Source organism: Aeromonas sp. R2-1, assembly GCF_040908425.1.
In the GTDB taxonomy this organism is placed as follows: Bacteria; Pseudomonadota; Gammaproteobacteria; order Enterobacterales; family Aeromonadaceae; genus Aeromonas; species Aeromonas caviae.
In genome coordinates this window covers 1-17,474 of the sequence record NZ_JBFODR010000040.1, presented here as the reverse complement: position 1 = coordinate 17,474, position 17,474 = coordinate 1, and the positions used below count along the sequence as shown (strand labels likewise).

Below are 17,474 nucleotides of genomic sequence, written 5' to 3'. Positions count from 1 at the left end.
ATTTTGGATATCAATCCGTTTCCTATATTGAATGAAGCGGTTAAGGTAAGCACAGGATCACACACAGGATTGCATAATGGATGATCAAATCCTGATTATTGATGATGAAGATCTTCCCCAATCAGCACCGCGTCCCGCCGGCTGGAAGGTGATGATAGTGGACGATGAACCCGAAGTGCATCGCATCACCAAAATCACCCTGAACAAGTTTGAATTCGACGGCAAGCCGATCGATTTTCTGCACGCCTACTCTGCGGCTGAAGCCAAAGCCTTGCTCGCCCTCACCCCGGATGTCGCCCTGCTGCTGCTCGACGTCGTCATGGAGGTCGATCATGCCGGTCTCGAGGTGGTCAAGTTCGTGCGTGACGAGCTGCAAAACAAGATGGTACGCATCGTGCTGCGAACCGGTCAGCCCGGTCAGGCCCCGGAAGATGACGTGGTGACCAACTACGATATCAACGACTACAAGGACAAGACCGAGCTTACCTCCCAGAAACTGCGCACCCTGCTGCGTGCCAGCCTGCGCTCTTACCGGGACATCCGAACCCTTGAGAGTAATCGACAGGGGCTGGAGAAGGTCATTGAGGCGTCCAAGGGGATCTTCGAGCAGCGTGCCCTGCGCCAGTTCGTCGAAGGAGCCCAGACCCAGCTCAGCGCCCTGCTCAATCTGGAAGAGTCCCAGATTTACGATGTGAAACACCTGGCGTATGAGGTGCGGGATCAGGTGCTCGAGCCTCTGCTCAGCGATGGTCCCATGCTGCGCCTCGTCGATGCGCCGGAAATCCTGCGCTGTGCCATGGCCAAGGGAGCCAATGTCTACGATGGCAACCAGATGGTGCTCTATTGCCAGAATGCCCGTCATCACCTGCTGTTCCACATCGAGACCACTCGCCCGCTCAGCCAGATGGATACCGGGCTGCTGAGCCTGTTCACCGAAAACATCATAGTGGCGCTGGAGAATATCCGGCTCAACGAGGTGATCGGTGACAACCAGCGAGAGATCATCTATCGCATCGGCGAACTGGTGGAGAGCCGCTCGAAAGAGTCCGGCTTGCACGTCAAGCGGGTGGCCCTCTACACCGAACTGTTCTGCAAGCTGCTCGGCATGAATGAGGACAGGTGCGAGCTCATCAAGCGTGCCTCTCCCCTGCACGACATCGGCAAGGTGGGGATCCCGGACGCCATCTTGCACAAACCGGGCAAACTCACTCCCGAGGAGTGGGAGATCATGAAAACCCACGCCCAGCTTGGTCAGGACATGCTCTCCGGCAGTGATCTGGCCCTGTTTCAGATAGGCGCCACCATCGCGGGCAACCATCACGAGAAGTGGAATGGCAGCGGCTATCCCCGCGGATTGAAGGGAGAGGACATTCCGCTGGAAGGACGCATCGTCGCCCTGGCGGATGTGTTCGATGCCCTGGGCTCGGATCGTTGCTACAAGCAGGCCTGGCCGCTGGATCAGGTGCTGGCGCTGATCAAGGAGGAGAAAGGAGAGCACTTCGACCCCCTCCTGGTGGACCTGATGCTGGCCAATCTGGAGAAGTTCCTCGATATTCGTGAGCAATACAAAGACATCTATATCGGCGCTCACTGATATCGGATTCACCCCATCCACTTGCCACCATGAAGAAGCCGCCCATTGGGCGGCTTCTTTGCAATGTGCGCGGAATTATTGCTCCGGCAGATTGAGATCCAGTTTGGGGGTTGCTGGCGTCTCTTCAAGTTGCGCCTTCTGCGCCGCCATCGCCTTGTGCAGAGTGCGGCGCTTTTGCAGCAGAATGAAACCACCCACCCCCAGCAAGAGCAGCAACACGCCACCTCCCCCCAACGCCCAGGGCAGCCAGACCGGACTCTCCCGCTCCTCGAACCGGTCGGGGGTGGCGGCGGATGCGGGCATGGCCGCAGAGGGGGCGGGAGGAGGGGGAGGCGGTGCTATGGTGAACGACTTGGCCGGCAATTGCAGTTGCACCTCGCGACCGAGCCGGGTTGTTCCAAAGAGGGTGGCCTCCACCTTGTACTGCCCTGCCGCCTTGAGGGCGGAGAGATCCACGCCAAAACGCGGCGCTGTCGCCACCTCGTTGAACGTCATGCTACTGCCCCCGCCGTCGATGGCCTTGCCCTGGATGACCACGGAGGCGGGATCCAGTTCATCCACATCGATGACCAGGGAGAGCTTGGCTCCCCCCTCCCCGGAGGGGGGATTCAGGGAATAGCTGACCGGCCAAGGGTAGAGCAGCACCTGCTGTGACTGGGCTCGTGAGAAGACCTCATTGCCGGTGCTGAAGAGGGCTCGGTATTTTCCCGCAGGGACGTCCAGTACCGCCTCGGCGGTCAAGATACCGTCCCCCGGCACTTCGTCCACCCCCTTGCCATCATCCATGTAGCGTCCCAGGGTCTCCTCGAACACGGGATCCCCGCTCTGGCTGGCATCGTTGAACTGCTGCAGCTTGACGGTCATGCCCAGATCGGTGAGGTAGTAACCCGCCCCAGGCGCCGCGCCATCGATCAGCAGACGGGATTGCAGTTTGACCCGCTCACCCTGATAGAGGCGGGCCGGCAGCGGCTCGCTCTCGACCTGGATGTCGGTGAGCAGGCGCACCCGATTGTCGGGGTCCACCTCCCCGATCGCCTGCCAGGGGCCGGGCATGGGGTCGCGGATGGTGATGAGATCCTGATCCTTGAGGGGCAACCAGCCCACGTCGGGCGGCTTGACCTTGCCCACATAGAGCTTGCTGCCATCGGGTCGCACCAGGATCACCGAGGGCGTCCCCGGCTTGCGCTTGATGATGAAGGTGATCTCCTTCACGCCATAATCGATGCGAAAGCGGTTGTCGAGCAGAGGAATGTCGGAAGGCGCAAACACCTCGTTGGCCGCGGCCGGGAGGGAGGCCAGCAGCAGCAGCCCCCAAAGCGATCTCATTGCCGCCACAGGCAGGCACCTCCTTTTTTCTGTACCAGATCCAGCCTCGCTTCATGGACAGCCGCCACCTCGTCGCTCGCGCGCAACACCCTGAGCGGCGGGCGATTGCTCTCCAGACGACGAATGCCTGTATCCTGGCTGGTCTCGCTCTCGCTGGTTTCGCTCGCGAGATTGAGTTTGGTCTGGCCACCCGTCATCAGGAGGTAGACGTCCGCCAGGATCTCCGCATCGAGCAAGGCGCCGTGCAGGGTACGGTGAGAGTTGTCGATGCCGTAGCGATCGCACAACACGTCCAGGTTGTTGCGCTTGCCCGGGAAGAGATCCCGCGCCATCGCCAGGGTATCCGTGATGCCGCAGATATCCGCCGTCTTGAAGTTCAGACCGAGCTTGCTGAACTCATAGTCCATGAAGCTCACGTCAAAGGGGGCGTTGTGGGCGATGAGCTCGGCGCCGCGAATGAACTCGATGAAATCGTCCGCTATCTGGCTAAAAGAGGGCTTGTCCGCCAGGAAGGCATCCGTGATGCCGTGCACGGCGATGGCCTCGGGGTCCACCAGCCGATCCGGCTTGATGTAGACGTGGAAATGGTTGCCAGTGAGTTTGCGGTTGATCACCTCCACACAGCCGATCTCGATGATGCGGTGCCCAAGATAGACAGGGCCGCCCGCAGTGTTCATGCCGGTGGTTTCGGTATCCAGAATGATCTGGCGATTCAGTTGGGGTGTGCTCATGATCAAATCCATGTCAAACTTCGGTTTTACTCGCTAGTTTACCCCAAGCCTCTCGCTAAAACAGATTGATTGCTCATGTTGAAACAGATTGATTTATTCACGGATGGCTCCTGCTTAGGCAACCCGGGCCCCGGCGGCTATGGTGCCGTCATGGTCTATGGCAAGCATCGCAAGGAGATCTCCGCCGGTTTTCGATTGACCACCAATAACCGGATGGAGCTGATGGCTGCCATCATGGGGCTGCGGACCCTGAACGAACCCTGCCAGGTGCGGCTTACCACCGACAGCCAGTATGTGCGCCAGGGGATCACCCAATGGATCATCGGCTGGAAGAAGAAGGGCTGGATGACCGCCAACCGTCAGCCGGTCAAGAACGTCGATCTCTGGCAGGCCCTGGATGCGGAAGTGGCCCGTCACCAGATCGAATGGCTCTGGGTGAAAGGACACTCGGGCCACCCGGAAAACGAACGCTGTGACGAGCTGGCCCGTGAGGCCGCCAGCGGCAAGCAGCTTGCCGAAGACAGCGGCTACCAGCCCTGATGCCCGCTAGCCGCCCTGGCGCGCCATGCCTGGCGCGGCCATCGACTCCGGCAGCCGCCAGCGGCGACGCACCGGTGTCACGGGGAAACGCCGCTTGCGGGCGGCAATCACGTAAACAGACGCCAGGGAGCGGCAATAGTCCCGCCCCAGACTCTCCCGCCACCAGCCGATCTTGCTCTGCCTGCCCATGAAGGAGAAACCGAACCGCTCGTCGAACATCACCTCGCAGCCGAGCAATTGCAGCCAGTCGGTCACCCGTGCGGGCGTGAACATGCGGGCAGACCAGGGCAGATGCCGCCGCATGAAGGGCAGATAGTGGCCCAGCCCCACCAGGCTGAGCGGGTTGTAACCGCTGACAATGAGCCAGCCATCGTCGGTCAGCACCCGTTCTGCCTCCCGCAGCACCTGATGAGGATCCGGCGAGAAATCGAGGCAGTGAGCCAGCAGGCAGGCATCCACGCTCCCCGATCGCACCGGCAAGGCGAGCGGATCCCCCTGGATGTCCAGCAGCCGTCCGCCGGGAGCGACACCGATTTGATGGCGAATGGTGGAGCAGCCGCAGGAGAGTTCGGCGCTCAGGGCTCCTATCTTGAGCAAGTGATAGCCAAAGAGGTGGGGGCACCAGTTGTCGAGGCGCTCCTGAAGCTCGGCGGCCACCCAGTCCCCCATGGGCAGTGCGGACCAACTGGTCGGAAGCGCGATCTGTTGTTCGGTACGTGCCAGTTGCATAATGGGACCAACTCGGGGGCGAATGCCATCCAGTTATATAAGATCCCTTCCTTAAAGAGAACACAAGAGACCTCGACCCATGTATACCGTCATCACAGTTCCCGCCTTCAGCGATAACTACATCTGGTTGATCCGTCATGAAAATCACTGCCTGGTCGTCGATCCGGGCGAGGCCGCTCCCGTGCTGGAACGGCTGGCTGCGCTGGATCTGGTGCTGGATGCCATCCTCCTGACCCATCACCACCGCGATCACGTCGGGGGCGTATCCGAGTTGCTGCAACACTTCCCCCACGCTCGTCTCTATGGCCCCAAGCATGACCCCATGCCGGACCATCACGGCCAATGGCTCGACGACGGGGATCAGATCAACTGGCATGGCCTGAGTCTGGATGTCCTCCATGTACCCGGTCATACCCTGGGGCACATCGCCTATTACGGCCAGGGCATGCTGTTTTGTGGCGATACCCTCTTCAGCGCCGGTTGCGGCCGTCTGTTCGAAGGGACCCCGGCACAGATGCACACTTCCCTGCAACGGCTCGCGGCACTGCCCGATGAGACCCTCCTTTATTGTGCCCATGAATACACGCTCTCCAACCTGCGTTTCGCCCATGCGGTCGAGCCCGACAACCTGGCGATCCAGCGGCAGATCGGCGTGATCAGCAAACTGCGTCAGCAGGGCCTCCCGAGTCTCCCCTCCCGGCTGGGAGATGAGCGGAATTTCAATGTTTTTCTGCGCTGCGAGCAGGACTCGGTAAAATTTTCTGCTGAGAAATACGCCCTTAAATGCTTGGAAAATCCAGAGGATACCTTCGCTGTTCTGCGAGCCTGGAAGGACGTTTTTTGAACAAACCTTGATCAGGGGGGCATTGCCCCTTATGATGCGAGCTGTTTTTCCACAGATGACCTGAGCGAGATGAAGCTACGAACGGCCTTATTGGCAGCGCTGTTTCTCAGCGGCTGTCAAAACCTGAGCCATCAGGATGACCGGGCGGTAACGGCAATCGAGCCGATCAAATCCCCCCAAGTCAGCAAGAAAACGTACAAAAAACACTCTTCGCGGATGCTGTTCGGCGACGAACAGATAGAAGAGCTGGATGACACTGATAACCTGTGGGTGCGTATCAGCGATGATATGCAGCTGGACTCGCACGATAATGCCCGGGTTCGCCAACAGCGTGATTGGTTGTTGCGCAATGATAAGCATATGGCGACCATTGCCAGCCGGGCTGAGCCCTACCTGTATCTGATGGTAGAGGAAATCGAACGGCGTGAGCTGCCAATGGAGCTTATTACCATCCCCATGATCGAGAGCATGTTCGATCCCAATGCCCGCTCCCGCAGCAATGCGGTCGGTCTTTGGCAGTTCGTTCCTGCAACCGGCAAGAATTTCGGCCTGCGCCACGACAACTGGTACGACGGTCGACGCGATGTCCTTGCATCCACCAATGCCGCACTGGATTACCTGGAGTACCTGAACCGGTTCTTCGACGGTGACTGGCTGCAGACCCTGGCCGCTTACAATGCCGGTGAAGGTCGGGTGCGCAACGCCATCACCCGCAACGAACGGGCTGGTCGTCCGACCGACTACTGGTCGCTGGACCTGCCCCGCGAAACCCGGATGTATGTGCCCAAGATCCTGGCCATGGCCGACATGATCCGCAATGCGGACAAATACAATGTCACCCTGCCGGTGCTGGCCAACAAGCCGCAATTGCGAACCATCAATACCGGTGGTCAGATTGATTTGAACGTGGCCGCCCAGCTGGCTGGCGTTTCCGCCTCCCAGCTCAAGGCGCTCAATCCTGCGCTCAAGCGTGGCATGACCTCGCCGCAGGGCCCTTACAACCTGCTGGTCCCCGTCGAGTACGCCGACACCCTGGAGCTGGCCCTGGCCGATCTGCCCCAGCGTGAACGTACCCGTGGTGTGCGCTCCTATCAGGTCACCAGTGGTGATACGCTGTCACGGATCGCCCAGAATCACGGGGTGACCGTGCAACAGCTCAAGCTGGCCAACAACATGCGCGGCAACAACCTGCGCCGTGGCCAGAGCCTGATCATCCCCAATGGTGGGCGCGCAACCCAGGTTGCCCAGAGCAAGCCGCAGCAGCTCGCCAGCCGCAGTGGTGGCAAGGTGAACTATCAGGTGCGCTCCGGTGACAACTTGTGGAGCATCAGCCAGGCACACGGGGTCACCCACGCCGACCTGGCCAAGTGGAACGGCCTGAACGCCAAGTCGGCCCTCAAGCCTGGCATGAAGCTGGTGGTCTGGCCCAAGCAGGGCAAGAGCAGCAACAAGTCCATGGTCTATCAGGTGCGCCGCGGTGATTCCCTCTCCTCCATCGCAGCCCGCTTCCAGGTCGCCGTCAACGATGTGATGCGCTGGAACCAGCTCGGCAAGAGTGACTATCTCAAGCCGGGTCAGGAGTTGACTCTGTTCGTGAAGAACAACAGCTGATCGCTCGTCGCAATCCAAAAAATACCCCGCTTGATGCGGGGTATTTTTTTGTCTGCATGAACCAGCGGCTACGCCGCTCTCCCCTGAGGGATGACTCAGGGAGTGATGGCCTGGGCCGCAAAGCGCGCCAGAATGGGGTTGTGGTCAGAGGCATCGGTAGCCGGTGAACTCACCTCCACCAGATCCAGATTGCGATAGTAGAGGTGATCCAGCGGGCGGCCAAAAGCGGTGCGACGCAGATCAGGCACAGGTATGGCCTCCTGCAGACCAAGCTCACCCACCAGCTTGTTCAACCAGAACGCGCGCTTGTCGCTCCAGGTGTTGAAATCGCCACCCAGAATGACCGGCCCCTGGTGGCGATGGATCAATGCAGTCAGATCGTTGAGCTGCTCGCGGAACGTCGCCATGCCCAGTTCGAAATTGACCGCATGGAGATTCACCACCAGCACGCCGTCAGGATCCCCTTGCAAGGGATAGAGACTGACCAGACCTGACTTGGGGATGCGCAGCAGGGGTTCGGGGGAACGGACGCCACAGACAAACGCCTGCGGCGTTTTCGCCACCGTCATCACGCCAAAGGAGACACCTCCCTGGGTGAAGGCCTGCAACTGCTGCCACTGGAAATCGCCTCTCTTCAGCCAGTCCAGCATCTCGGGCCGGGTCGCCGACTCTTGCAGCAGCACCAGATCCTGGGACTTGGCATACTCATCCAGCCCTTCCCGCCAGTTCTTGCGTTGTCCCTTGTAGAGGTTCCAGACGGTGATGCCAAACTCCCTCGGCAAGGCCGTGGAGGCGAGCGCCACCAGAGGCGGTCTGTCACAGCTTGCGCCAGGTATGATACCTGCCGCAGTCACCAGATGATCTTGATCCGGTACCTCGAAGCAACCGACCAGCCCCAACGTCAGCAGGGACGTTCCCAGAATCCGATAACTATTTTTCATTGGCTAACAATCACCTGCCTCTGCAAGACGACATGGCCCTCACACAGGCCACGGTCGCCGACTAGTCTCATTATTCGTGTCCGGCCCGACTCATCCAGAAGGAATTCAACGATGGCGAGACAGCACCAGTACCGCGTGACATTTTACGATCAACAGGGAACCTGTCATCAAGTGGAGCTTTCCACCGTCTATCAAATCAGGCGGGATCCCCAATGTGATCTCTGTCTGTTCGACACCCGGCAGTGCGTGGGGTCGGAAGAGATGCTGGAGCGCATGATACGGCAAAAAACCGGGCTTGAGCAGGAAATATCCATCATCAATGCCCGGCTCATCTGAGCAGACTCAGACCGGGACGGGGCGGGATTTGCCCTGATCGTCGATGGCCACATAGGTGAAGACGCCCTCGGTCACGCAGTACCGCTGGGCTTCGTTCTCCCGCAATACCGGCTTGACCCAGACCTCCAGCTTGAGTCGCATGGAGCTGCGACCAATCTTGAGGCAGCGACCGTAACAGCACACCACGTCACCCACCTTGACCGGGCTGTGGAAGGTCATCCCCTCCACCGAGACGGTACAGATGCGCCCTTTTGCCAGCTCCTTGGCCATGATGCCCCCACCTATATCCATCTGGGACATGATCCACCCGCCGAAGATATCGCCATTGGGGTTGGTATCGGCTGGCATTGCCAGGGTTCTCAGCAACAGCTCCCCATCGGGGTGGCGCTTGGTCTCTTCCATCATTACCGCTCTCTTTATCATGGATGGCGGCATGATAGGGGGCGATCCCCCCCTTGGCAAACCTCAATTGTCCCGGAGCGCGCGCCGTATCTGGTTTGCACGCCAGATGACCGACTCCGGGGCCCGGATGGCGACGACCCGTTCAACCCTTCAAGGCCGCCCCGTCCGCAAACCAGTGGGCCGGATCCGGCCAGCGATAGACGAAACCAAGCTGCTGGCAGATGCGCTGACCTTCGATGGGAGCAAACTCCCCCGCCGGCTCGACGAACTGCGGCGGCACCAGCCCGAGCAGGCGGCTCGCGAAGGGGTAGAGCTGCTCCCGACGTTGGTGAACGGGGGCACTCAGATTGTAGGCATCCCCATCCTGCCCCCGGGCCAGCATCAGCTCACAGGCGGCCACCACGTCGTCCAGATGCACCAGGTTCACAGCCTGGCCTCCCCCGGCCAGCGTCTTGCCCGCCAGAAAACGGCCGGGATGACGGTCAGGACCATAGAGTCCGGCCGGGCGCAAGATCATGGCGCAGTCAACATGCCCTTCCAGCACGGCAAGCTCGGCCGCCCGCATCCGCAAGCCTCTGTCATGGGCTGGAGCGGGCGTATCATCCTCCCCCTGTCCGGCCCCCCAGACCGAAATCGCGCTGATAAACAGAACCCTCTGAACACCCGCCTCCCTCGCCTGTCGACACAGGCTGGCCACGGACGCCGGGTAATCACCGGTCTTGCTGGGGGGCACACAGATCACCAGGTCATGACAGCGAAAAGGCAGTGATCCCATGTCAGGGGTAAGCAACAGCGGCCAGGCGGCAATACCCTCCCCCCGCAGCCGTTCAGCCTTTTCGGCCGTACTGACCGTCACCGCGACAGATTGCCCCTGCTCTTGCAATGCCCTGGCCAGGGGCAACCCCAGCCAGCCGGCGCCCACGATACCCGTCTGATACTCAAATTCGTTCGTCATACCCGGATCCTGACAAAAAAAAAACGGCCATCCAATGATGACCGTCGAAAGTAACGAAGGAAATAGCCGGATTAACCGGTTACCTCCCACAGCGGGAAAATCGGGAGCGCACGCTCCTAATTCGTGGGCCTATCCTAGTGGCAGCGCGGTCAAAAAGCTTTGAAGCGGATCACAGTTGAAAAGGATTTCTGAAAGCGCTTTCACTGTTTTGCAAAAAAGTCGACCCGCACGGGGCCAACTTCATGACTCAGGCCACAGATTCCCGCCGTACCAGTTCGGCTTCGAATTTGAGCGCCAATCCCTCTACCGGCTTGTGATCCAGCAGCCTCAGGGCCAGCTCAGCGGCACGCTCTCCCATCTCCTCGATGGGGTAACGTACCGTGGTGAGCTTGGGATAGATGTATCGGGCATAGGGGATGTCATCAAAACCGACCACAGAGACCTGCTGGGGGATCTTGTAACCCCGCTCCAGCAGACAGGAGATGGCCCCCGCCACCATGGCATCGTTGAAACCAAGCACAGCGCTGAACTCGACGCCGCGCGCCAGCAGCTCGCTCATGGCCACATAGCCACCTTTTTCATCGGCATAGGCACGGCCGATGAGGGCAGGATCCAGCTCGATACCTGCCCGTTGCAGGGCGAAGCGATAGCCGGCCATCCGCTGCTGACCATCCACAAACTCCTCGTCATCGGAGGTGACGAAGGCAATCTTGCGATGTCCCGCGTCCAGCAGATGCTGGCAAGCCGTGGTGATGCCGGCCTGGTTGTCCAGCCAGACGCAGCGATCCTCGCAGCCTGGCACCTGACGGTTGATGAAGACGATGGGGGTCGTGCCCGACGCCAGCTCGCTGAGCTCTTCGTCAGGCAGCGCCTTGCTGTGCAGGATCAGGGCATCGCACTGGCGCTGCAGCAGCGCCTGGATGGCGTGTCGCTCACGGGTCGCGTCGTGGTTTCCGGACACCACGATGGTGAACTTGTTCGCCTTGTCGACCATGCTTTCGATGCCGCGCATCATCTGGGCGAAGAAGGGGCCGCCACACAGATCCCCCACCAGCACACCGATACAGTTGGAGCGTTTGCTCACCAGGGCCTGGGCGAAGCTGTTTGGACGAAAGCTGAGCTCCTTCATGGCCGCGAGGACAGCCTCGCGCTTCTCGGGCGCCACCTGCGCCGTGTTGTTGATCACTCGAGACACTGTCGAAATGGAGACATTCGCCAGCTGAGACACATCTTTGATCGTTGCCACTCTCGATTCCTTTGTTGGAAAAGCCTGTCAGTGATGATCGGGCATTGTATCGAACCTGACAGACCAAGACGCGGCGCCCGATCACCTGGCAGGTTTCCTTTTGTAACAAAGCTTAAGGGATGATAACCATTCTGGGGCAAGAATGGGAGGCAGCCGCGACAACGACTGCCCCCGAACTCAATAGGCGTGATTCAGCTCGCGTTCCGACATGAAACGCAAGGGCTGCTGCAGCTTGTGTTGATAGATGAGATCGAAAGAGAGCACGTTCTGGACATAGTTGCGCGTCTCCCGATAGGGGATGCTCTCCACCCAGACATCCATCGGCTTGTTGTCGCTCTGCTCGCGCCAGCGCTTGACCCGGCCAGGACCCGCATTGTAGGCCGCCGCCGCCAGGATCCGGTTGCCGTCATACACATCCAGCAGGCGCTTGAGGTAGGCGCTGCCAAGACGAATGTTCATGGCCGGGTCGAACAGTTGCTGCTCGTTGCGATAGGGCACCCCAAGCTTGCCGGCCGTCTCTCTCGCGGTGGCAGGCATCAGCTGCATCAACCCCCTCGCCCCGACCGGTGACTGGGCCAGGGGATAGAGTGCGCTCTCCTGACGGGAGATGGCATAGAGCAGACTGGTGTTCATGGTGCGCTCTTGTGCCATCTGGGAGAAGGTGCGCTTGAGGGGCAGCGGGAAGCGCAGATCCAGCGCATCCCAGGCCTCGGCACGGATGCTGGAGAGGATCGCCAGCTCGTGCCAGCCCTGGTTGAGGGCGATGTGGCCAAACTCCAGGCGCTGGGCCACGCTGTTGCGATCCATGTTGTGGATCCACTCAGAGCGGGCCGCCGTGATCTCGTTCATCGCCAGCAGCTCACGCACCCGCAGCAGGAAGGGCCAGCGGCGGCTGGCACTTTGCCAGTCCGGCACCTTGTGCGCCACGCTCTGGTTCTTCATGCGATAGGGCACACCGGTGCGCTGGGCCGCCATGAAGCCGTAGAAGCCGCGCAGGCTCGCAGTCTCGAGATAGAGGTCCCGCGCCGGTTTCTGCCGCCCCTGTTTCTCCAGCGAGCGCGCCATCCAGTAACGCCAGCGATCCTCTTTTTGCAGCCCCATGGGCATCCGCTTGACCCAGCCTTCGAGGCCGCGCCAATCCTGCTCCCAGATGGCAAGACGGGCCCGCAGCTCCACCAGCTCCGGATCCTTGAGCCGCACCAGAGCCGTATCCAGCCAGGCGCGCTGGTCAGAAGATCGGTCCAGCAACAGGCGGCGGGCGGCCGCCTTCTCCACCCGACTCACCTCGGCATGGTTCAGGCCGAAGCGACGGGTCATCTCCCCCAGCTGGCGCAGAACCGCGTCGGGCTCCTGGTTGGCGTAGCGGGCCAGCCCCAGGGAGAGCAGATGGCGCGACGGGGGCGCCGCCGTGAAGTTGGCCGGATTCATCGCCCGCACGGGTTGGTCATACAGGGCGATCATCTGATCGCCATACCCCTTCATGCCGCTGCCGAGCTGGGCCCCGAGGTGGCGAATGAGGTTGGGGTTCTGGGCCTCGAAAGCCAGGTTCATGCGCTCCCAGACCTTCTCCTGGGTGCGCAGACCCGCCTGCTGCCAGAGCTGGAACAGGGGATCGCAGGCATCAGGCCTGGATTGACCGCTCAACCAGAGCTTGCCTGCCTCCTGCAGGGCTTCACTCTGGTGCCCCGTGTAGTAGCGGGCCTGATAGTGCTGACAGAGCAGATCGGTGGAGCTTGGCTTGGCCGGATAGAAGCGCAGGAACTGGGACCACTGCTGGCTCTGGGCAAGATAGGTGAGATAGCTGCGCTCGAGCCGGTTGGACTGAGGAGTGTCCCCGTGCTGGCGGATGAAGCGGGTCACATCGTTGTAGTCTGCCGCCCCGGGACGGAACGCAAGCTGGTAGTAATCCAGATAGGGCAGCAGTGGATAGTGGATCAGGCGTGCCCGAAGCTGGCTGAATTTGACCTGATCATTGGCACGCACGGCCTCATGGGCCTGGCGATAGAGAGACTGCTCCATGGTTTGCGCAAAGGCGGGTGCCACTAGCCCTGGCACGCACAGCGCCGAAAAGATGATTCCCTGCACGGCTTTCACGAAAGGTATTCTCCCTTGAGAGGCATAACCACCGCCCGCTGGCGGTGGTGAGATACCTTCATTCTACCCGTTAAATATGGGCGCTACGCCACACTATTTTTATCGGTGCAGACGGGGCGATCACCGCGTACCTGGCGGCTGACATAGCGTTCAAGGTAGGGAACAGGGAGCGGCTTGGAGGCGAGGTATCCCTGGAAGAAATGGCAGCCCTGCGCCTGCAGAAACTCCAGCTGCTGGCGGGACTCCACCCCCTCCGCCGTCACGTTGAACCCCATGTGGCGGGCCATGGCGATCACGGCCTCGACGATGGCCATGTTGTCACCATCCTTCGGAATGTCCTGGATGAAAGAGCGGTCGATCTTGAGCTCATCGGCCGGCAGCCGCTTGAGGTAGCTCAGGGAAGAGTACCCCGCCCCGAAGTCATCGATGGCAAAGCTGATGCCCAGGGTCTTGAGTTCCGCCATCTTGCTGATGGTGTCTTCCGCATGACCCAGCACCACCGACTCGGTGATCTCCAAGTTGAGGCAGGCGGGATCCATGCCGGTGGCCGCCAGCACGTCGTGAATGCGATCGACAAAGTCGGGAGCATGGAACTGTTTGGCGCTCACGTTGACCGACAGCTGGGGGACGTGGATCCCGTTCTCCTCCCAGGAGACGTACTGGGTACAGGCTTCGTGCAATACCCAGTTGCCGATGTCGACAATGAGATCCGTCTCCTCGGCAATGGGGATGAACTCGGCAGGCGACACCAGGGCACGCCCGGGGGGTTGCCAGCGGATCAGTGCCTCGACACCGATGATCTCCCCCCCCGCCACCATATGCTGGGGCTGGTAGTGGAGGGTCAGCTCCCCATTGTCGAGGGCACTGCGCAGCTCGTTGTGAATGTGCAGACGCCGGTCGGCCTGCAACTGCATGGAGGCATCGAAGAAGCGCCGGGTCTTGCGGCCCGCCGATTTCGCCTGATACATGGCGGTGTCAGCCTGCTTGAGCAGATCCCCCGCCTCCTGCTCCCGACCGGGGAAGAGGGTGATGCCGACACTGGCGCCGATGTGCAGCACCTGGCCTCTGAAATCATAGGGGGCGGCGATCTCCCCGATCAGCCGCTCCGCGATGAGGTCGGCCTGCATCTCCGCCTGGGGCGGGCTGATGGAGAGCGCTGGCAGCAACAACACGAACTCGTCGCCGCCGAGACGGGCCAAACAATCCCCCTGGCGCACCAGCCGCTTGAGACGGCTGGCCACCTCCTTGAGAAGCCAGTCGCCGGTGGCGTGACCCAGGGAATCATTGATGGTCTTGAAGTGGTCGAGATCGATGAACAGCAGGGCCCCTATGAGGTGACTGCGATTTGCATCGGTGAACGCCTGGGTCAGGGTTTCGTGCAGCTGACGACGATTGGGCAGGCCGGTCAGCTCGTCATAGAAGGCGAGATCCTGGATGCGGCGCTCCGCCGCCTTGCGCTCGGAAATATCCTCGAAGAAGATGACATAGTGGCTGATCCCCCCCTTCTCATCCTGCACCGGCGTGACGATCTCCCACTGGGGATAGGCGTGACCGTCGGCGTGCAGGCGCAGGGTTTCCCCCTGCCAGCGATCCAGGGCGTTGAGCTCGTAACCCAGCCCTCCCAGCCCCGACCAGAGATCGTTGCCAAGATGCAGACCAATCACCCCCTGGTTGTCAAAGCCGGTGATCTGGCTGAAGGCGTAATTGACACGCAGGATCTTGAACTCGGGATCCGTGATGATGATCCCTTCGTGAGTTTCAAAGGCCACCGCAGACAGCCGCATCAAGGCATCGCTCTGCAGGCGCTCCAGCTCGGCCACCATGCGCACCGAGAAGATGGTCAGGACGGAGTCCAGATCCGTGGTCCGGGTCTGGCTCGGGAACAGCAGGGCGAGATGACCCAGGATCTGACCGTTGCGATCGAGCAGCGGCTGGGCGTAATAGTGCTGGCCCGGGGGCAGGTCGGGATACCCAGTCAGGGGTTCACTCACGGGGACCGCGCTGGAGGGCCCCTGGCGATAGAGCTGCTGGCAGGGCATGTCACAGAGGGCATACTCCTTGACGTCGATGCCGTGGCTCGCCAGCACCCTGAGCCTGTCGAGACCGACCCGCTCCGTCAGCCAGACGGCAGTGGCTCCCAGGATATGGGCCAGTTCGTTGACCAGGGTCTGGCAAAAATCGAGCCCCGTCTTGGCGGAGAGCGCCTGCGCCAGCTTGGCCAGCAAGGGGGCCTGCAACATGGGAAGCGGCGGTGTCACGCCTGCGGGGGAGTCGGCGCGATCCATCTCGCGATGCATCATTTCGAGGGGGGCAAGCCAGCCACAACAGAGCCCCTGTGCAGGCACACACTGACCGTACCAGAGCGCGTGGTGTACCTTGCCGTCCTCATCGCGCAGGTGACCGATGAACTGGCCAGGCTGGCCGGAATCGTGGAGTCTTGCAAGAAAATCGGCGAAACCCGCTTCATCTTCCCGCTCAAGTTGGGTGGCCCAGGGGTGGGTTCCCTCCCCTGCCCAGGGTTCACAAGAGACATGATCAGACAGGCTCCATTGCCCATGCTGCCGATCATAAAACCACATCATCTGGGTGGCTTGCTGCTTCATCTACGACTCCAACCACTACAACCACGTTATCCACCCCGACTCCTGCAGAAAAGCATATCCGTTTGCGCGCATATCTCCACCGGCGCATGGCAATGATGTTGCGATGCGATGAGGCGATGTGGGTGGAGAAAATTCGAGACTATGCGGCAAAAACCAAACATCGGGTCGACACAAGGCGCTGCCGAGGGGGGACAGAAACGATCCTATTTGCTGATACTGCCTGCCTGTTTCACTGAGCTCAAGCGGTTTTTGGCATGAAACGGGAAAAGCTCACAATTTATGGACAGCGGGATTCCCAAGGGGATTTTTCGTGACACAGATCACATTTTGATTTGGCGACATGGGTAATCTGGAGGTGAAGACACAAGCAAGACGACCCGAAGGGGGCCATTATGAAAATCGAAATGACCAGTAAAATCATCGACATCACCCCAGCCATCCGCGAGCGCATTGAATCCCGTTTTGAAAAGCTCGAGCGTCTTCAGGTGCCTCTTATCACACCCCATGTGATCATCTCCAAAGAGCGTTTGATGTATATCGTCGAAGCCACTATCGGCATTCCCAACGGCAAACTGTTTGCGCAGGCAGAGCACGAGGATCTCTATGCCGCCATCACGGACCTGGGCCAGAAGCTGGAACGCCAGCTCAACCGTCACACGGAAAAACCCATCGCCCGTCGTGCCGCCGGCAAGGAAGTGCCCCAACCGGACGAAGCAGACGCCTGACAAGGTTCACCACTCATAAAGCAAAAGGCGGGTCATCCCGCCTTTTTGCATTCTACCGTGCCGTCACCCCAGCCAGCGCAGCCTGGCATCCACCCCTTGCGCAAGCTCATCGAGCAGCGGCAGCATCATCAGTGGAGCCTCCTCCCTGGGGTCAGCGCCCATAGGTCGGGCCTGCCAGCGCTCGCGACCCAGTGCCGAGAGGTTGTCGTACACCGCGGGATCCAGCGCGGGTGTTCGGCTCACCAGTGGCGGGGAGCGCAGCGCCAGCCAGAGTCTCACATCCGTCATGCACCCACCCTGTTGCAGACGCTCGTTGAGGCTGGTGGCATCGCTCTCTTCCACCCCGCCTTGCAGGGACGCCCGGGGCATCAGACCGAAACGGGAGCGCCAATCCAGCTCACCCGACGCAGGCTTGGGCGGGGCATCAAACCAGGGCTGCTCTTCCACCGCATCGGTCAGCAGCGCCAGGTGCAGCCTGAAGTCGGCACGGTCCCCCGCACGGAGATCCTGGTTGAGCCGTTGGCCCAACTGGGCCTCATCCACGAGCAAGCGGTCACGAATCGCACTGGGCAGCATGAGATAAATCTTGGAAATGAAGGTTTCATTGCTTATCGGCCATCAACCCGATCCTTTAAGCATTAAAAATCCCGGCAGAGGGGTTCACAAGCGCGACAGATCTGTTAGTATGCGCCTCGCACTTGTGGAGGGGTTCCCGAGCGGCCAAAGGGATCAGACTGTAAATCTGACGGCTCTGCCTTCGAAGGTTCGAATCCTTCTCCCTCCACCATTCAAGTGCG

Annotated in this window: 17 protein-coding genes and 1 tRNA gene; 7 read left to right on the top strand and 11 right to left on the bottom strand. The window is 60.5% G+C overall.

Going from position 1 to position 17,474, the window contains the following annotated elements; translation table 11 throughout:
- Positions 1 to 76: 76 nt before the first annotated feature.
- A complete protein-coding gene (locus AB5Y80_RS14935; RefSeq protein ID WP_039038835.1) occupies positions 77 to 1,594 on the top strand; it encodes an HD domain-containing phosphohydrolase in 1,518 nt (505 codons plus the stop codon).
- 75 nt (positions 1,595 to 1,669) lie between these two features.
- On the opposite strand, the gene AB5Y80_RS14930 is transcribed toward AB5Y80_RS14935, so the two are convergent.
- Both AB5Y80_RS14930 and dnaQ read right to left on the bottom strand, forming a co-directional pair.
- Positions 1,670 to 2,920: a TIGR03503 family protein gene (locus tag AB5Y80_RS14930; protein WP_226044884.1), complete on the bottom strand. Its 1,251-nt coding sequence runs from the start codon at positions 2,918 to 2,920 to the stop codon at positions 1,670 to 1,672.
- Positions 2,917 to 3,651 (bottom strand): DNA polymerase III subunit epsilon, encoded by a 735-nt coding sequence (gene dnaQ / locus AB5Y80_RS14925; RefSeq protein ID WP_161653403.1) that lies wholly within the window; start codon positions 3,649 to 3,651, stop codon positions 2,917 to 2,919. The genes AB5Y80_RS14930 and dnaQ overlap by 4 nt, the downstream gene beginning before the upstream one ends.
- 75 nt (positions 3,652 to 3,726) lie before the next feature.
- On the opposite strand from dnaQ, the gene rnhA reads away from it, so the two are divergent.
- A complete protein-coding gene (gene rnhA / locus AB5Y80_RS14920; protein ID WP_010674138.1) occupies positions 3,727 to 4,191 on the top strand; it encodes a ribonuclease HI in 465 nt (154 codons plus the stop codon).
- Between the two features lie 6 nt (positions 4,192 to 4,197).
- Here rnhA and AB5Y80_RS14915 read toward each other — a convergent pair whose 3' ends face one another.
- The gene (locus AB5Y80_RS14915; RefSeq protein ID WP_010674137.1) at positions 4,198 to 4,920 is read right to left on the bottom strand and encodes a class I SAM-dependent methyltransferase; all 723 of its coding nucleotides are present in this window, start codon (positions 4,918 to 4,920) and stop codon (positions 4,198 to 4,200) included.
- Positions 4,921 to 4,999: 79 nt separating this feature from the next.
- On the opposite strand from AB5Y80_RS14915, the gene gloB reads away from it, so the two are divergent.
- A complete protein-coding gene (gloB, locus tag AB5Y80_RS14910; protein ID WP_039038832.1) occupies positions 5,000 to 5,764 on the top strand; it encodes a hydroxyacylglutathione hydrolase in 765 nt (254 codons plus the stop codon).
- Positions 5,765 to 5,851: 87 nt separating this feature from the next.
- On the opposite strand, the gene AB5Y80_RS14905 is transcribed toward gloB, so the two are convergent.
- On the bottom strand, positions 5,852 to 6,124 hold the full coding sequence (locus AB5Y80_RS14905; RefSeq protein ID WP_010674135.1) for a hypothetical protein: 273 nt from the start codon (positions 6,122 to 6,124) through the stop codon (positions 5,852 to 5,854).
- Here AB5Y80_RS14905 and AB5Y80_RS14900 point away from each other — a divergent pair.
- On the top strand, positions 6,053 to 7,375 hold the full coding sequence (locus tag AB5Y80_RS14900) for a LysM peptidoglycan-binding domain-containing protein (RefSeq protein WP_223302529.1): 1,323 nt from the start codon (positions 6,053 to 6,055) through the stop codon (positions 7,373 to 7,375). The genes AB5Y80_RS14905 and AB5Y80_RS14900 overlap by 72 nt on opposite strands.
- Positions 7,376 to 7,470: 95 nt before the next feature.
- On the opposite strand, the gene AB5Y80_RS14895 is transcribed toward AB5Y80_RS14900, so the two are convergent.
- A complete protein-coding gene (locus AB5Y80_RS14895) occupies positions 7,471 to 8,316 on the bottom strand; it encodes an endonuclease/exonuclease/phosphatase family protein (protein ID WP_029314263.1) in 846 nt (281 codons plus the stop codon).
- A gap of 111 nt (positions 8,317 to 8,427) precedes the next feature.
- Between AB5Y80_RS14895 and AB5Y80_RS14890 the strand changes: the two genes are divergently transcribed.
- Positions 8,428 to 8,652 (top strand): hypothetical protein, encoded by a 225-nt coding sequence (locus tag AB5Y80_RS14890; RefSeq protein ID WP_010674132.1) that lies wholly within the window; start codon positions 8,428 to 8,430, stop codon positions 8,650 to 8,652.
- A 6-nt stretch (positions 8,653 to 8,658) separates the two neighbouring features.
- Here AB5Y80_RS14890 and yciA read toward each other — a convergent pair whose 3' ends face one another.
- From yciA to AB5Y80_RS14865, 5 genes are all read right to left on the bottom strand, one after another.
- Positions 8,659 to 9,057 (bottom strand): acyl-CoA thioester hydrolase YciA, encoded by a 399-nt coding sequence (gene yciA, locus AB5Y80_RS14885; RefSeq protein WP_029314261.1) that lies wholly within the window; start codon positions 9,055 to 9,057, stop codon positions 8,659 to 8,661.
- A 139-nt stretch (positions 9,058 to 9,196) separates the two neighbouring features.
- Positions 9,197 to 10,009, bottom strand: coding sequence for an NAD-dependent epimerase/dehydratase family protein (locus AB5Y80_RS14880; protein ID WP_368173132.1), 813 nt, complete (start codon positions 10,007 to 10,009; stop codon positions 9,197 to 9,199).
- Positions 10,010 to 10,256: 247 nt separating this feature from the next.
- Complete coding sequence (locus tag AB5Y80_RS14875) at positions 10,257 to 11,255, bottom strand: LacI family DNA-binding transcriptional regulator (RefSeq protein ID WP_039038828.1); 999 nt, start codon at positions 11,253 to 11,255, stop codon at positions 10,257 to 10,259.
- A gap of 177 nt (positions 11,256 to 11,432) precedes the next feature.
- The gene (locus tag AB5Y80_RS14870) at positions 11,433 to 13,349 is read right to left on the bottom strand and encodes a transglycosylase SLT domain-containing protein (protein WP_368173131.1); all 1,917 of its coding nucleotides are present in this window, start codon (positions 13,347 to 13,349) and stop codon (positions 11,433 to 11,435) included.
- An 83-nt stretch (positions 13,350 to 13,432) separates the two neighbouring features.
- A complete protein-coding gene (locus AB5Y80_RS14865) occupies positions 13,433 to 15,952 on the bottom strand; it encodes a putative bifunctional diguanylate cyclase/phosphodiesterase (protein WP_368173130.1) in 2,520 nt (839 codons plus the stop codon).
- Between the two features lie 392 nt (positions 15,953 to 16,344).
- Here AB5Y80_RS14865 and raiA point away from each other — a divergent pair, with 392 nt between their 5' ends.
- Positions 16,345 to 16,677 (top strand): ribosome-associated translation inhibitor RaiA, encoded by a 333-nt coding sequence (gene raiA, locus AB5Y80_RS14860; RefSeq protein ID WP_010674126.1) that lies wholly within the window; start codon positions 16,345 to 16,347, stop codon positions 16,675 to 16,677.
- 63 nt (positions 16,678 to 16,740) lie between these two features.
- Here the strand turns inward: raiA and AB5Y80_RS14855 are convergent, their stop codons facing one another.
- Complete coding sequence (locus AB5Y80_RS14855; protein WP_041215524.1) at positions 16,741 to 17,253, bottom strand: VC2046/SO_2500 family protein; 513 nt, start codon at positions 17,251 to 17,253, stop codon at positions 16,741 to 16,743.
- 126 nt (positions 17,254 to 17,379) lie between these two features.
- On the opposite strand from AB5Y80_RS14855, the gene AB5Y80_RS14850 reads away from it, so the two are divergent.
- Positions 17,380 to 17,464 (top strand) — tRNA-Tyr (locus AB5Y80_RS14850).
- Positions 17,465 to 17,474 lie beyond the last annotated feature (10 nt).